General features: G+C 41.0%; 16 protein-coding genes and 1 pseudogene. 1 reads left to right on the top strand and 16 read right to left on the bottom strand.

The features are described from left to right. Nucleotides 1-12: 12 nt before the first annotated feature. The 16 genes and pseudogenes from AC6I3O_RS09430 to AC6I3O_RS09355 form a co-directional block, all read right to left on the bottom strand. Complete coding sequence (locus AC6I3O_RS09430) at nucleotides 13-1,020, bottom strand: site-specific integrase (RefSeq protein ID WP_497850676.1); 1,008 nt, start codon at nucleotides 1,018-1,020, stop codon at nucleotides 13-15. Further along, nucleotides 1,013-1,999, bottom strand: coding sequence for a tyrosine-type recombinase/integrase (locus AC6I3O_RS09425; protein WP_162208674.1), 987 nt, complete (start codon nucleotides 1,997-1,999; stop codon nucleotides 1,013-1,015). The genes AC6I3O_RS09430 and AC6I3O_RS09425 overlap by 8 nt, the downstream gene beginning before the upstream one ends. Next, a complete protein-coding gene (locus AC6I3O_RS09420) occupies nucleotides 1,992-3,218 on the bottom strand; it encodes a site-specific integrase (protein ID WP_289227658.1) in 1,227 nt (408 codons plus the stop codon). Before AC6I3O_RS09420 ends, AC6I3O_RS09425 begins: the two co-directional genes overlap by 8 nt. A 155-nt stretch (nucleotides 3,219-3,373) precedes the next feature. Continuing rightward, nucleotides 3,374-3,775: pseudogene (locus AC6I3O_RS09415) on the bottom strand (ParA family protein); the annotation flags it as partial. A gap of 135 nt (nucleotides 3,776-3,910) precedes the next feature. After that, complete coding sequence (locus AC6I3O_RS09410) at nucleotides 3,911-4,090, bottom strand: hypothetical protein (protein ID WP_016297372.1); 180 nt, start codon at nucleotides 4,088-4,090, stop codon at nucleotides 3,911-3,913. Nucleotides 4,091-4,419: 329 nt separating this feature from the next. Continuing rightward, nucleotides 4,420-6,102, bottom strand: coding sequence for a recombinase family protein (locus AC6I3O_RS09405; protein ID WP_497850675.1), 1,683 nt, complete (start codon nucleotides 6,100-6,102; stop codon nucleotides 4,420-4,422). Between the two features lie 61 nt (nucleotides 6,103-6,163). Beyond that, nucleotides 6,164-6,337 carry a hypothetical protein gene (locus AC6I3O_RS09400; RefSeq protein ID WP_160260212.1) on the bottom strand — a complete coding sequence of 58 codons (174 nt, stop codon included), beginning with the start codon at nucleotides 6,335-6,337 and terminating at the stop codon, nucleotides 6,164-6,166. Nucleotides 6,338-6,354: 17 nt separating this feature from the next. Further along, the gene (locus AC6I3O_RS09395; protein ID WP_497850674.1) at nucleotides 6,355-6,711 is read right to left on the bottom strand and encodes a type II toxin-antitoxin system PemK/MazF family toxin; all 357 of its coding nucleotides are present in this window, start codon (nucleotides 6,709-6,711) and stop codon (nucleotides 6,355-6,357) included. Between the two features lie 583 nt (nucleotides 6,712-7,294). Continuing rightward, nucleotides 7,295-7,804 carry an RNA polymerase sigma factor gene (locus tag AC6I3O_RS09390; RefSeq protein WP_497850673.1) on the bottom strand — a complete coding sequence of 170 codons (510 nt, stop codon included), beginning with the start codon at nucleotides 7,802-7,804 and terminating at the stop codon, nucleotides 7,295-7,297. A gap of 434 nt (nucleotides 7,805-8,238) precedes the next feature. Beyond that, complete coding sequence (locus AC6I3O_RS09385; protein WP_497850672.1) at nucleotides 8,239-8,652, bottom strand: hypothetical protein; 414 nt, start codon at nucleotides 8,650-8,652, stop codon at nucleotides 8,239-8,241. 6 nt (nucleotides 8,653-8,658) lie between these two features. After that, nucleotides 8,659-9,369, bottom strand: a complete 711-nt coding sequence (locus tag AC6I3O_RS09380; protein ID WP_159752148.1) for an ATP-binding cassette domain-containing protein — start codon at nucleotides 9,367-9,369, stop codon at nucleotides 8,659-8,661. Between the two features lie 19 nt (nucleotides 9,370-9,388). Then, nucleotides 9,389-10,738 (bottom strand): ABC transporter permease, encoded by a 1,350-nt coding sequence (locus AC6I3O_RS09375; RefSeq protein WP_497850671.1) that lies wholly within the window; start codon nucleotides 10,736-10,738, stop codon nucleotides 9,389-9,391. A gap of 13 nt (nucleotides 10,739-10,751) precedes the next feature. After that, nucleotides 10,752-12,185 carry an ABC transporter permease gene (locus AC6I3O_RS09370; RefSeq protein WP_497850670.1) on the bottom strand — a complete coding sequence of 478 codons (1,434 nt, stop codon included), beginning with the start codon at nucleotides 12,183-12,185 and terminating at the stop codon, nucleotides 10,752-10,754. A 262-nt stretch (nucleotides 12,186-12,447) separates the two neighbouring features. Continuing rightward, complete coding sequence (locus AC6I3O_RS09365) at nucleotides 12,448-13,881, bottom strand: ATP-binding protein (RefSeq protein ID WP_497850669.1); 1,434 nt, start codon at nucleotides 13,879-13,881, stop codon at nucleotides 12,448-12,450. Continuing rightward, on the bottom strand, nucleotides 13,878-14,543 hold the full coding sequence (locus AC6I3O_RS09360) for a response regulator transcription factor (RefSeq protein WP_160278261.1): 666 nt from the start codon (nucleotides 14,541-14,543) through the stop codon (nucleotides 13,878-13,880). The genes AC6I3O_RS09365 and AC6I3O_RS09360 overlap by 4 nt, the downstream gene beginning before the upstream one ends. A gap of 32 nt (nucleotides 14,544-14,575) precedes the next feature. Next, nucleotides 14,576-14,779 (bottom strand): helix-turn-helix domain-containing protein, encoded by a 204-nt coding sequence (locus tag AC6I3O_RS09355; RefSeq protein WP_160578972.1) that lies wholly within the window; start codon nucleotides 14,777-14,779, stop codon nucleotides 14,576-14,578. Between the two features lie 192 nt (nucleotides 14,780-14,971). Between AC6I3O_RS09355 and AC6I3O_RS09350 the strand changes: the two genes are divergently transcribed. Continuing rightward, nucleotides 14,972-15,331 carry a helix-turn-helix transcriptional regulator gene (locus tag AC6I3O_RS09350; protein ID WP_160578971.1) on the top strand — a complete coding sequence of 120 codons (360 nt, stop codon included), beginning with the start codon at nucleotides 14,972-14,974 and terminating at the stop codon, nucleotides 15,329-15,331. The last annotated feature ends 18 nt before the right edge of the window (nucleotides 15,332-15,349 follow it).

Genomic DNA, 15,349 nt, shown 5'->3' with positions numbered 1-15,349 from the left:
CTGTTGATCTCTTTAAATCATTTCCTTTAACCAATCAAGGAGTTCTTCTCTCTTTTTATCTTTGTATCGGCTTTCTGGAATGATTTTTTCGCTTGCCTTTTCAAGAGCTTCTCTTTTTGCGGCAGAATCAGCTTTCGCATATATTTCTGTTGTTTTGACTGATTCGTGCCCCAAGAAATCGCGGATATAAATCAGATTTACATTTGCCTGCACCAAATGCATCGCTTTACTGCGGCGAAAAATATGAGGTGTCACATTTAAGATGGCTATTTCAGGGTGACTAACCTGAGCCTTTGCCACATATTTCGATATCACATATTCGACTCCGGATCTCGTCAGTTTCTGTTTCATTTTATTCACAAACAGGTACTGATCCGGCACTGTGATGCCATAGTTACTTGTATACTTTTCTATCAGCGCTCCCGTATCCGGCATCAATGGCACGATTCTTGCCTTGTTTCCTTTTCCTGTAAGCGTAACAGTTGCAGGTTTTGTAAAGCGGATGTCTTTCAGTTTTAAATCTACAAGTTCCTGGACTCTTGCCCCGGAATCATATAAAAGTGAAAGCATGGTAAGATCTCTTTGGCCATTTTTTCTTTTACTGTCAGGCTGTTCAAAAATGATTTTCAATTCATCGACAGTTAGATATTCAACTTCTCTTTTGGCGCATTTCTTAAAGTCTATTCCGAGTATTTCCTGACATTTGGACATGTACCGGGGATCTTCTACCGCGATATATCTCATCAATGCATGAATGACTGTAAGTCTATGATTCCTTGTACTAACAGCACAGCCTTTGTTTTCTTCCAGCCATAACAAATAGACTTCAACCATTTTTCTTGAAATCTGATCCATTGTTAACTTCTCTGGTTTAATCTTTAATTCATCACGACAGTACCGCAAAAATACAATAAAGGCATCTCTGTATGACCTGATAGTGTTGGGGCTTGCTCCTATCTGCAGAGGAAGGTATCTCGTGAGATAGTCAGTAAGATAATCCGATAAATATTTTTTACTCATCTGCATCCCCTCCCTTGATCATGTCATTGTATAATGGTGTGAGTGCATCAATTATCCGATCATAGGAGTCTGCTGTTAAGCGGAGGTATTTCTCTGTGCAGTTGATATTTCTATGCCCCATGTATTCCTCAAGATATGGTATGGAAACATACATATCAATTCCTTGGGCAGCCATTCCCTCAAGTGCATGAACTGCAAATGTGTGCCTTAAGTCGTGCAGACGGGGAAGCTTTCCGCTTGCCGTACATGGAATACCGGCTTCTTCAAGCAGCTTCTTATACTTCTGAAGTATAGAGTTCGGCCGGTAAGCCTTACCCCATCGGTTTCTGAATAGAAGACCGGTATCATTTTCCGAGTATCTGACCGCGTTCATATAGTTCCTTAAGCATGCGAACAGGGACTCCGACATAGGCACTAAGCGTGTGTTATTGTATTTTGACTGTCTTACCGTAATCACTTTATCTGTAAAATCTATATCAGATATCTTCAGGGATAAGGCCTCAGATATTCTCAAACCGCAGCAATAGAGCAGTCTGAGGAGGAAAGGGTAAACATTGTACATATTAGGCGAACGATAAGCATACGGAAGGCTGTCTGCCGCCTTTAACAGACTGCAAATCTGTTCCCTTGTGAAAATATATGGAACAAATGAACACCTTTCATGCTGATGTTCCGGAAGAACATATGTAGGAACACCAATGCTGTTCAGATATGTTGCAAGCTGCCTTATCAGTGCTTCTCTACGCATTTGAGTCATAGGCTGTTCACCTTCTCTCTTAGCAGCAAATCCAAGAACCAATTCTTTTGTCAGATTTATAGTGTCATCTGCGGCATGCTCATTCAGATATCGGTTCAATTCCCTGATTGCACGGACGATTCTTCCCTCGTATTTATATCCAAGGCTTCGTCTGTATTCTATAAAGGCGATACACGTATCTCCATATAAACCATCGAATCCAGCCATCTCTTTTTCACTCATACCTCGGCACCTCCAATGCGACTTTTCTTAGTCCTTCTAAATCGATTTTGATATATATCCCTGTCGTATCTGTATATTTATGCCCTAATACATTTGAGATCACAGGAATAGGGACCTCACTTCTAAGCATGTTGCTTGCTAAAGAAGAACGCATGGAATGCATCCCATGCTTCTGGTCCTCTTTAAAAGTAATTTCTGCACGCTTAAAATATTTTTGCAGCATTTCATGGAAATTTCTGTGTTCAAAGGGTTTCACAGGCGCCCGGTTGCTGACCAATACTTCTCTATAATCACATTCGGGACGTGCGTTTTTTATATAATCGATAAGAGCCATAAGCAATTCATCACTAATGGGTAATGAAACATATTCACCGGTTTTAGACTGTACAAAACCAATAGTTTTCCTTTTCCAATCAATGTCATCCAGAGTAAGCCGGCATATATCGATACACCTCATTCCAAGGGTTGCTGCCAAGAGGAGAATCAGGTAATCTCTTTTCCCATACAACGTTTCGGTATCGATGCTTTGAAGCAGTTTTGTTATACATTCCGGCGTGAAATACGAAGGATATGAATTCTTGGTGTGAATTGAAATAACCGGAAACATCTGAGCTAAATCCTTACTGCACAGTTCCTTTTGGCTCATATAAGCGAGAAGGCTCCTAAGCAAATACTGATAAGCCTCTTTTGTCGTTATAGAGTAGTAGGATCTGCTTGCCAAAAATCCATATGCATGCTCGGACCGTATGTCGCTGGTATTTTTTATCCCGATGCTTTCGAAATACTTAAATACTTTTCTCGCAGAAAATTCCTTGCCCTTTAAGGTTGTATCCTTAAGTCCTCTTTCTGTTTCATGTGCAATGTAGCCATCTAAAACACCCTCAAAATATTCAAGTCTCATGTCTTTTGAAAGTCGTTTTTTCTGGCGGATTTCACCGTACAATTGAAATTCGTACAACATCCATATGTGACGCTGGAGATAATTCTCAGCCATTGTCAGATTTTCAAAATCAACCCACTTATGCTTGTGATGTTCTAACAGAAACTGCTTTCCAAGATCAAGTGAAAAATAATCAATCTCCTTCTTTCTGCAGTACTTGATAAAGACTTTATAATAAGCCAAGTATCTTTCCCGGGTACTTTCTTTGTAGCCAATGAGCTTAAGGTGATCCATCAGCCCATTTACTAATTCTTCAATAGTTACCTCGTGTTGCTCCATATAGGAACCCCCTTTCTGTGATTTGTAAGAGGTATTCTATATGGAATATTATGCTGAGTAAACAGAAAGAAAATCATAGGTTTTATTAATGATTGCAGATAGTTACTCTGCATAATATTTAACTCCGCATTAGACTGTTTATGTGGATAACCACATAAACAATCCACGAGAACCGTGTCGTAATTCTTTTTCACCTCGTTGATGCAGGTTTTCAGTACGCTTTCACGGCTTATGGCGTTAATCAGCCTTACTTCCAGTCCCGACAGCTCAATGTTGGACGGGAGCAGGTCAACGCCCTCGTCATGGTGCAGGATGCTTCTGGAAACATCGACGGGTTTATCGTCAATAATGTCCTGCATGATGGTGGAGAGCGTGTCGGGCAAGTCGTCTGGTCGGCTGTAACCGAGCGACATGGTTAGATTTGCCTGTGCATCGGCATCAATGAGCAGGACTTTCTTGCCCTGCTGTGCCAGAGCCACGCCCAGATTGACCGCCGTGGTGGTCTTTCCAACGCCGCCTTTCTGGTTGGTTAAAGCGATTACTTTGCAATTTGACATAGGCTGCGTCCTCCTTTCGTTTAGATTTAGCCACTTTGTCAAGGTGGCTATGTAACTGTATCAGAGAACGACAGAACGCAAAAAAGCCGCTTACTCTTAAAAAATCAATAAGAATAAGCGGCTCTGTGATGTGCCTTAGACATATTCAATTTTCATTCTCTTTACTGGTGCGTTTACGACCTTATATATTAGTTCGTCAACGCAGTCCGTATATCTGCCCTGCTGAATGAGCTGGTTTTTCAGCTCCACAAGGCTATGTAATAAAATGCTCCGTTCTTGGCTGTCTACATACAAATGGTTCTTCTTTTCCCTCATTCATATCACCGTCCTTTTTCTTTCATTGTATAGACAAATGACACAATATTCAAAGATGCAAATGGGAGAAAAAATAAGCGTACCACTATCTCTAATGATACGCCTATCCCGTTCAATTTCTAAGAGCCTGTTGCCCGCTTTTTATCGGCAAGGTGGACACTACATAGACACGTTGATTGCCCAAACCCTTTATTTTCCGTTTGTGTTCCCACACCCGATATCAACTACCACCGAAACGTCAAAGTAGTTTTTGAGGTGCTTATTTCGGATTTTTTCACCCTCCGAAGTGAACATGAAATGCTTCGCAAAGTGCCTAAAATAAAGGATTTCTACGAGGTTTTCTTTTGTATCAACACAATAGTCTCAACATGTTCACCGTTGTCCAAACCTATACTTAAATCATTTTCAATAATCGGCAGCTTAAACCGAATTGATTTAAGCCACTGACCATTGGGTTTACGTTCCTCATAAATCTGTATTTCTGCAATCAACGCTTCAATAAGCTGTCGCCGTTCCACATCGTTCATAGCGAAATACAGCTTGTCAAAACAAATCAATACCTTGTAAATATTATCCCCTGTGATTTTCTCGGCTTCGATGGATGTCTTTTTCGCTCTTGCATCAATCAACTGTGATTCCAGTTCCTCTATCTTGTCATACATCCGATAAAGCCTGTCATCAAGGTCTGACTTTCTTCTAATATAATGTCTGTCATCGGGATTGAGGTTATCAATTTCCTCAATCAGCTTCGATTTAATGGCGTAATCTTGGCGGAGCTGTTTTTCATAATTTGTTATTTCTTGGTCTATGGCGGTCGTATCAACTTTCATGTTGATTTTTTCCTGCATCATTGCCGCAAAATGGGGATTGCTGACCAGTTTTACTATCACTTCGGCTACGGCATCGTCCAAAAGTTCTTCCCGTATCTGCTTTCTATAATCGCATTTATGCCCCCGCTGCATACCACGGTGTTTACACCCATAATAAAAGAAATCTTTGTATTTTGTACCGTCTTTTTTATATTTGATGCTTTTATTCCCATACATCCCTGCACCGCATATGGGACATTTTACAATCCCAGAAAGCAGATGCGTCCGTTCATTTTTCCCTTTATTAACGTGTTCATATTTCTTCGCCTGTGCAATCAGTTTTGCCTGTGCCGCATTCCAGACATCCTCTGGAATAATAGCCTCATGCAGTCCGTCTACCAAAAGAAAATTTTCCTGCTCCACAAGATGGTATTCATTTCGTGTTCCGTGAACTTTTTCTGTTTTCCTACGTCCATAAGCAATTTTACCGCAATAGACTGGATTTTTCAATATCAGACGGACTAAGTGGGCGTCAAAAAGAGGGTTCTTCCCATTTTGACGTTGTATCTTGCGGATGCCGTGATTCTCCAGATATTTTGAAATCCCGTTTGAGCCAATATCCGTATTCACATACTGGTCATAGATTGTTCGGATTGCAACTGCTTCTTCCTCGTTGATTTCCAACTTGCCATTTACAAGTTGGTAGCCATAGGGGGCAAATCCGCCATTCCATTTTCCCTCTCTGGCTTTCTGGATTCTGCCCTCCATTGTCTGGACACGGATATTCTCACGCTCAATTTCAGCTACCGCCGACAAAACGGAAATCATCAGTTTACCCGCATCTTTAGACGAATCAATCCCGTCCTCCACGCAGATTAAGTTCACGCCGAAGTCCTGCATGACCTGCAAAGTGGAAAGAACATCTGCCGCATTTCTTCCAAAACGTGACAGCTTGAATACCAATACATACGAGATGTTGTCTTTTCCTGACTTCACATCTTCCATCATCTGTCTGAATTGCATCCGCCCTTCAATGGATTTGCCCGATTTCCCTGCATCCTCATACTCGCCGACAATTTCATAATCATTAAAGTCTGCATACGCTTTCATCCTTGCCCGCTGTGCGTCCAGTGAATAACCGTCAATCTGCATGGCGGTGGAAACCCTCTTATAAGTGTAAACCTTTATTTTTTCTTTGTTCATAATAACAGCAACTCCTTTTTTACCAAAACCGTTATATTTATTTTCTGCACTTAAAATTGTATCAGCGATTCTCTGAAACAACAAATGTGCGATTTTGGTGAATATTAGAGTCGCTGCCATATTCTTTGCTACGACTGGCATCGGGCATACCGTCTATGCCCAGTTCAGAAGCGTATTTTGCTATCAGATTTGCCAGCAGGTCAGCCAAGCCGTTCCACTCATCGTCAATGAGCATATTCCGATACACCCCCTTTATTTATTTGCCATAGCAAGACTAATGGCAAGAGCCTTGTCAACCCTTGCCATTATATTATCGGGCATTGTACCCATATGATTTTTAAGCCTCTTCTTGTCAATCGTCCGTATCTGTTCAAGCAGGATAATAGAATCCCTGTCAAGCCCCTCAACCTCTTTTACCTCGGTGTGTGTCGGCAATTTCGCCTTTGTCTGTGTCTTGCCCGTGATAGCGGCAATAATAACTGTCGGGCTGTGCCTGTTGCCTGTATCATTGGAAATGATAAGTACGGGTCTTGTGCCACCCTGTTCCGAGCCGATAACGGGATTAAGCTCTGCATAGTAGATGTCGCCACGCTTAATAATTCTATCCATAGTATCTGACCTCCTATTTTGATTTAGGCAGGAATACCCTGCCTATGTAACAGCCAGACGCAAGGAAGCATTTAAGGTCGGGAGAATATAAAACAAACTCTGTTCCATTGACCGCTCTGCATCTGGCTTTATGATAGAAAGCATTTTCTATTTGTCCCCGACACCCCGAAAATGCTGATGCGTGATAACGCAAGGGAAGTCACCAAACGGTCAGCAGCGAACTGACGCCACGGGAGTTGCACCCCAACTGTCGGTCTGACAGAGCCGCCCTCATTGCCTGCGGCGGATTGGTTACCGCTCGGACTATGACTGGACGGGAGTATCATTGTCCCCTTTGTGTGTCATGGCGAAATCGGGAGCTGCCCGATATTTTGAGTCGGTAATTATCCGCTCACCACCTTTCATCGCTGTTGCTTTTTCGGCAGGTCATGGCGTACCGCTGCACACGCTTATGCTCATTACAGTCACAAAGAGAATGTATTTGGTGAATGACTATTCAGTTGTCAAAGAACTGCGGGAAGCCTGTAAAAAGCCCCTCACTTTTCCAAAGGAAAAAGTGAGGGGCTTGAGCGGAACAAATTTTTTATTTTTCCAGAATTTTTTTGAGCTTGGCTAATATTCTCCGTTTTCGGTCATTGATTGTCTTTTGCGGAATACCCGAAATGCTTGACCATTCTCTTTCTGACAGTTCTTGAAAAAAGATAGCATTTACCAACTTTTGCTCATCTTCAGATAACATGGCAAGGGCAGAACGCAGCTTGTCCAACATCATCCTATGGACAACAGCTTCCGCAACATTTACCGCTTCATCAGCGATGAAATCAATACTATTGTCATCATCTCTCTCAAATGCCTCTAAGGATAACAGGCTGTTATCTGCATCGAGTTTTTTCAGATAACGCCAACGCTCCTTGTCACGATAAAACTCAATATAATGTGCCTGTTCCGTTTCAATCAGACAGCCCTGCACGGGAATAAAGAGCTTGTCCGCATAAGCCCTGTCCGTTTCTCTGCGGTTGCAAAATTCCTTATAGGATAACTCTGTGTAGCTGCCACTTTCTTTGATATATACCTTTCTTGGTGCGTATTTCACCGTAAGTACCTCCAATCTGAATTTTTTTGAAAATCCACATTGGCAGGCGGTGAACGGCATCCAACGCCAGAAACTGCCTTACGACGTATTCCTGCAAAAATCGACAAAAGAAAAACCGCAAAGGTTGTTATACCTTTACGGTTTATAGATATTTTAGTTCCAATATGTAGAGATTTAACTTCTACTTGTTGGGTGCAAAGCCCCCTTGTACTGAAACAAATTTTTTTAACGGGTTATCCGCCCATCTTTTATATAATATATGTAAATGGAAGTCGCTATTTGCAGACAACAAAAATCCCTCCAAACTTCAAAAAGCGAAGTCGGAGAGATTTCAAAGCATGGCAAATCAGCCCACCGAAGCTCCGTTTTTTTTATTCGGTAGGCTTGTTTTGGTATAAATGAAAAAATACCTTTTTCTAAATAGTCAAATTGTTCTATTCCTTTGAATTCCATCCTGTGAAATCAATTTCAAGCTCTGTTTCATCTGGATGCTCCATATTAGATGGAATAGGCGATTTTATACCGCACTGCTGATTTTCCGCATACGGCAACAGAATATTCTTCAACGTTCCCATTTTTTCAAATGTGCTTTTCCTACACTGCAAACCGCAGAAAAACAGCAAGCCTGCAAAAGCGAAATGTTGGACACAACTGGAAAGATAGATATTTAAAATAGCCAGCTCGTTACCTTTGACGGAAACGCCCTGTGCAAGCTGCGCCGAAATATTTTGTTGGCAGGCTGCCAATGAAATAAAAGCTGTAATTAACAAAATTGCTGCGAGAACATACAAAATCAACGAGAGTAGACCATCTTTTTTCTTTGTTTTAATCATCTGATTGTCATTCATTTATTCTCATCTCCTTTCACTGCGTGACACATTATTTTTGCGTTTTTGTGGCTGCGAGGTAGATTGCTTATTTATTTCTTCAGGACGCTCAAAAATCTGTGCTTTTCCCTTACGAAGTTTTATCACTATATCAGCTTGTTTCGCTAACGCCCCCGAATGTGTCACAATGATAACGCAACGCTTGAGTTCATGTGCGCTTTCTTTGAGAATTTGCGTGATTTCCTCTGCTGTATCCTCATCAAGATTTCCTGTTGGCTCATCGGCAAGCAAAATCGCTGTATCGCTGGCTAATGCCCTCGCTATCGCCACACGTTGCTGTTGGCCGCCTGAGAGCTTGAGGACATTACGTTTGGTTTCTTCTTTTGTCAACCCCAAACGCTCCAGAATAGGAAGCGGAGCTTTTTTTGAGGTCAACTTCACATTTTCTATTGAGTTCATATAATCTATCAGGTTGTATGCCTGAAAGATAAAAGAAACATTTTCATGCCTGTGTTTTGCTAGTCCCAGTTTATTGATGTTCTCTCCGTTGCATACGACTTCGCCTTTAGTCGGAACATCTAAACCACCGAGCAGAGAGAGCAATGTTGTTTTTCCACACCCTGACGGACCAAGAATGGCATACATCTTTCCAACATCAAAGCTTATTGAAATATCTTCAAGTACCTTTGATTTCCCGTTATAGGAATAGCCAAGATTTTTTGTTTCTAAAATTGACATATTTTTATTCCACCTTTCATTAATTCATCTTTGATAAAATTTCTTTTGGCTTGAGCCGCACTACTGGCACACTCGAAACAAAAACGGACAGAACGGCTACTAATGAGCCAATTCCACAGACCGCAAAAAAATCAGGAGCAGTCACATCTATTTCAATGGGTGCTGTATCTTTCCCTGTTACCTCAATGTCTTGTTCACCTACAGACTGTTCACAAGCACTTGTCATTAAATAATTACCTGCGGTATTTGCTGCCGCTGCTCCTGCAAAATAGGAAATGCCAAAAGCTACAATGGCAATAAGCAGAATTTCCACTATGTGCTGCCCGATAATTTGGATTTTATCAAATCCCATTGCCAACAATACACCTATTTCATGCACTCGTTCTTTCATCCATAGAGCAAGCATGAGCGAAAGTGCAAGCAGACTTCCGACTACGATACAAAGAAGTAACGAGGACAGCATGGAGGACATTTTTTCAAGCGGTGCAGCAGAACGTCTGTATTCTGCATCAGCCGTTTCAATGGAGAAGTCGTCCCACGCAATATTTACATTTTCCTTCACAGATTCTATGATATTACTAAGCTGCGCAGGGTCATCCACATAGAAATTCACTCCTTTATACTCGCCCTTACCATTTGTATAAAGTTCTTTTGCTGTTTTATTATCTGTAAAAATACGGTTTTGATAAAGTGAAGGTGGTGGAGCAAGCCCGGCATTTACTTGAGGTTCCTTTATCTCAAATAGTCCTGCGATGGTAAGAGTAACGACTGCACCGCCATTCATTGTTTTTAACATAATTTTGTCACCTACCTTTAGGTGATTAACAGCAGCGAGGTCTTTACTAATCAATGCAATGCTTGTGTCACCATCCCCAATATGCTTCCCTTCTGTGAGCTGGAAAATTTCCTTTTGGAAATAATTGCTTTTCTCAGAAAAGGAATTGGACTCACTTGTAGCCATGTGCAGCAATCGCTCATCCTCATCGTATTGATTGTTGGTTTTAATAAGCTCTAATGGTATACCGTCAGAGGACAGCACTTCTGATTCTCCGTTTTGGTAGGCATTGTATTGTTCAATCCCTGATATAGACATCACTTTTTCTATCACCGAATCATCAAGGGAAGAACCTGTGTATTGTACCCCACCGTTTTCGTCCGCTTTGTAATTCTCGGAATTCGCCTTATTTATCACAAGCCCAAAATTTCCACCAAGAGTGTAACGGAGTTCCAATGCTGCTGTATCCGATGTTCGTTTTGTCGATAGCCCAACTAAAACAAAGGTGGACACGACAAGTAATACTAAGAACAGAACAACGCTTTTTCCCAACTTCCTTATGACGGATAGAAAGGCTCTTTGAAATATTCCCATATGATTTCCTCTCCTAACTCATTTTAGCGAGAAGCTGTTTTGGCTTTAAACGGAACAACGGTACGGATGCAGCTAATACAGCTACAACAGTCAATAAGCCGCCGATTCCGAATACCCATAGGAAAGTCTGCGGTACTACGGTCACACTCAGCTCCGTTGCTGTATCTACATTCATCGGTGTTTCAGGAAGCGTATACCCAAAAGACCCATCTTCCTCTAACTGCGTATTCTGTGGTGTACTGCTTTGGCTGGTGTCACCCAACAAGGTGTTTCCCAAGCCTTGTGCTACTGCACTGCTCGTAAAAAACGAAATGCCAAACGCCAAGATTGCTATAATAAATACTTCTGCCATATGCTGCATGATAATTTTAAATTTGCCAATTCCGAGTGAAAGCAAAATCCCAGATTCATGAGTACGGCTTTTTGTCCACATGGTAAGCAGTAAAATTAAAACTGCCACACCAATAATAGTAATAATAATGATAAGAGTGGTAATCAATCCGCTTAAATTATCCAACGGAGTAGTAGCAACTTCATAGGTCTTATTATCTGTGGATATGGAGTAACAGCTCCAATCAATGGAATTCAGTTTTTTCACTTCTTGCATAATATTGTTTAGTTCTGCGGGGTCATTCACCCGATAATGAACTTTATAATATCCTGCGGATGACCACGAGAGTAGCTTTACGCTAGTTTCTACATCCATCAATACTGTATTTTCCAAAAGTTCACCCGGCGTAGAGAACACAGATACTTGTTGACTTACTTTTGAGTCAAAAATGCCGACAATGGTTACGGTTTCTTTCAGTTTTCCGCCTTCCTCATCACCGCCCGTAATCTGTGAATTCATAGCAATGATAAACTGGTCGCCAAGTTTTAAGCCATTTTTCTCGGCAAGCTCTTTGTGAATAAGAACGGCATTTTGGTCTTTTGGCGTAATCTGCCGCCCTTCAATTAACTCTATACTTCCCCCTGTGAACATATCCGCTTCCTGCGTGTTAGTATAGCCATAAATGTTGGCTTGCTTGCTAAGAACAGGCTCATTGGCAAACATACTGCCTTCGATGCTTTTAAGTTCTAAATAGTCACCTTCCATAGTTTTTAAGTTAGCGGGTCCGATGTTCTCCGCATTGTATCCACTGACACCAGGAACAGAGGCTACCTTATCAGCAATCTCTTTTGTAAGTGATTCCCCAGTATAAACCATTGCGTAGCTTCCGTTGCCAACATCCCGACGTTCAAACTTGGATTGGTCGCTGTGGTCTTCTTTCATAACAAAACCACCGCCAAATGACCTGCGTAAATTTGTGGCAGCTTGCTCCGAAGCACTCTGAATTGAAATGCCTGAGATTACCAATGTTCCAACCACAAGGAAAATTGCAAACAGTAAAATACTTTTTTTCCATTTGCGAGTAAGATAACGTACTGTGCGTTTCATTGCACCCATAGAAAATCCTCCTTTATTTTGTTTTCAAGAAGTATTATAAACGGAGCATTTTTCATGCGTATGAAGTGTAGTTGTCATGAAGTTGTCAAAACAAGAAAAGAGTTTCGCTTGCGAAACTCGCGCCTGCGGCGGTCGCATCGCGACATCCACCGCTCACGCCGCAGTGTGCATCCCGCCCGGAGGGCTTTTTGTTTCATAGGACGCACTTTTCTATGAAATAAAAAAACACCCTCGGCAAAGAGGATGCTTTCACTACAGAAATTTACTTTTTTAAATCTATACGAAACCGCATTCCACTATTCGTTGGCTCTAAGGCATAGCTAATACGGTAGGTATCTAAAATTTTCCCTGTAAGGTAAAGACCAAGTCCATTACCTCCCGTTGTCCGACTTCTGGAATAGTCTGGTCGGTAGAATGCTTCAAATAGATGCTTTCGCTCTTTTTCTGGAATAGGCTTACATTCGTTTTCTACAATTAGAGTTCCATTCATACAAGAGATAAAAACCCGCTTTCCCTTTTCCGTATATTTTACGGCATTAGAAATTATATTGGAAATTGCTTTTGTGACTGCTTTTTGCGGGAGCATAGCATAACTGCTGTCATCCACGTCCATTTTAAAGTTTATCCCCTTAGCTTTGGCAATTAGAATATAAGGGCTACACACTTCGTTAAGAAGCTCTGATAGAGAAACCTCAGCTACCTTTTCTTCTTGCTGACCACTGAGCTTAGACGCATCTAATACCTCTTGAATCATCGTTGCCAGCTGTAACATCATATCTTTGCACACAGGCAGATAGGTGTCGTAATCCTGAAACTTTCCTATTCCCAAAATCATACTATCCAGCATGGTACATACCGCAGTAACTGGCGTTTTAAGTTCATGGGAAGCTGCTCGCATAAAGTCTATCTTGGATTGCTCTACCTCGTTGACATGTTCAATTTCAGCATGTAGGTCATCAATAGAAGTAAGCAACTCCCTATATAACGAATTTACATTTTGAGCAAGCTGCCCGATTTCATCTTTTGATGTCACAGGACAGATAATCGTGCGTTCCAACTTCTTCATACGACTGGTTGCATTTGATATTTCTGTGATTGGCTTTGTCATCCGTCTGGAATACCACAAAGCAACAATAACAGAAATCAGTACACAAATTATCAGGGTAAACGGAAGTATTTCAAGAACAACGCCTTTAACTTCGCCAACCGGCTGTAAAGTCATTACAATCTGTAAACTACATTCTTTATCATAATCATCCATAAATGTCGAGGTCTTTTTTACAAATTGTGTGGAAAGGAATGGTGTTAATCCCTCTATGCCTTGGTTTGTAATTTGAGGAAATGTATTAGAACTTTCCAGTTTACCATCAGGAGATGCCTGAAACGAATAATTCTTCCCGTTCCCATTCAGTACATCCTCAATATAAAAAGCCCCAAAAACATATTGCTCTCCTTCATAGGAAAGGGAGATACATGACTTGCTTTTCTTTGCGTATTGCTCAACCAGTTCTTGAGGTGTTTTGGACTCAGATTCCTGTAATTTTCGCACGATTTCATTACTGATTTCTATTGCCTGCTTTTCCTTTTGATTGGTGTAAATTGTGGGAATGAGAAGGTAAATCAGGCAATGCCCCAACAAGGTAATCAACACCATAATGGAAAGCGTATATAAAAAGTTTTTTTGAAATAATTTCATCGCTTCACCTCAAATTTATATCCCACACCTTTTATCGTTTGAATACAGTCCAAATCCAACTTTTTCCGCAAGCGTCCTACGTAAGTGTCAATTGTTCTATCATTTAGCGGAATATCTATACCCCAAATATAGTTTAATATCTGTTCTCTCGTCAAAACAACACCTGGATGCTCCACCAACATTTTCAGCAACAATACTTCCTTCGGTGAAATATCAACCGATATTCCTGCTTTTTCTGCCGAAAAACCAGAAAAATCAACCATTACATCTCCTTGCTGCCATATCTTTTCGGGTTCAGTTTTCCCGACACGGCGGAGCAAAGCTGTCACTCTTTTACCAAGAAGAACAATGGAAAATGGTTTTATTACATAATCGTCAGCCAAACCATCAAAACTCATAATCTGTGTATCTGTATCGTCCATAGCTGTCAACATAATCACGGGAATAGAACTACTTTTTCTGATTTGCTTCAGGACGTTCAATCCACTCATTTTCGGTAGCATAATATCCAGTATTACAAGGTCGATTTTATCTGTATTAAATGATTCAACTGCCGTTTCTCCATCAAAGACTGAAACGACAGTATGCTCCATATCACGAAAATATTCGCTGACTGTTTCATTTGTCAGTTCATCATCTTCAACTACCAAAATTTTTGCCATACCATTTCACCTCCGCCCTTATTGTGGCATTCCTATTTGTCATCTGTATGAATTTCTTCTAATTTGTTTTCTTTTCTTCGGGCATCCGCAGGTTTTTTTGCTATTCGAGGTATTAACCATATTCGGCTCAAACGAACTACTCCATCAATCCGATTGGTCTCACATAATTTCTGTACCTGTCGTTCAGATAATTTCCAAAGCTTTGCGGCTTCCTGCACCGTCATATACTCAAACATAATTAGCCTCCCAAATGTATTGCATCCATTATAAGCGGTCAAACGAATAATATCAACTGTGTAAACACGAACTTTTATATCTCAATACAGGCTATTAAATATCTTATACCAAGAGATTTCACAGCGTTTAATCAGAAGCCACATCTCTGTAAAATATAAGGGTAAGAATTTCAGAGTATAGGTGGTGAACTTATGGACGAGAGAAACAACGATTTTGACTTTGATTTTACACCCATAGGACAAGCAATTAAGAAAGCTCGAAAAGCCAAAGGCATGACCAGAGAACAGCTTGCCCGTATTGTTGACTACAACCCCAGACATCTCCAAGCAATTGAAAATGAGGGACAATATCCAAGCATTGAGTTGTTTTTTCAACTTATTATGATATTTGACATTTCGGTTGACGAGTACATACATTCGGACAAGACGGCAGTTAAAAGTTCTGTCCGCAGGCATTTGGACACTTTGCTTGACCGATTGAATGACAAGGAGCTGTCCGTCATAGAAGCAACCGTAAACGGGCTATGTAAGGCAAAAGAGCCAGAGGAATAAAAACCTCTGGTTTTTCTT

It is taken from the genome of Sporofaciens sp. St.21A7 (genome assembly GCF_059728535.1).
The sequence above is the reverse complement of the archived record's forward strand: the minus strand, read 5'-3'. Positions and strand labels throughout refer to the sequence as shown.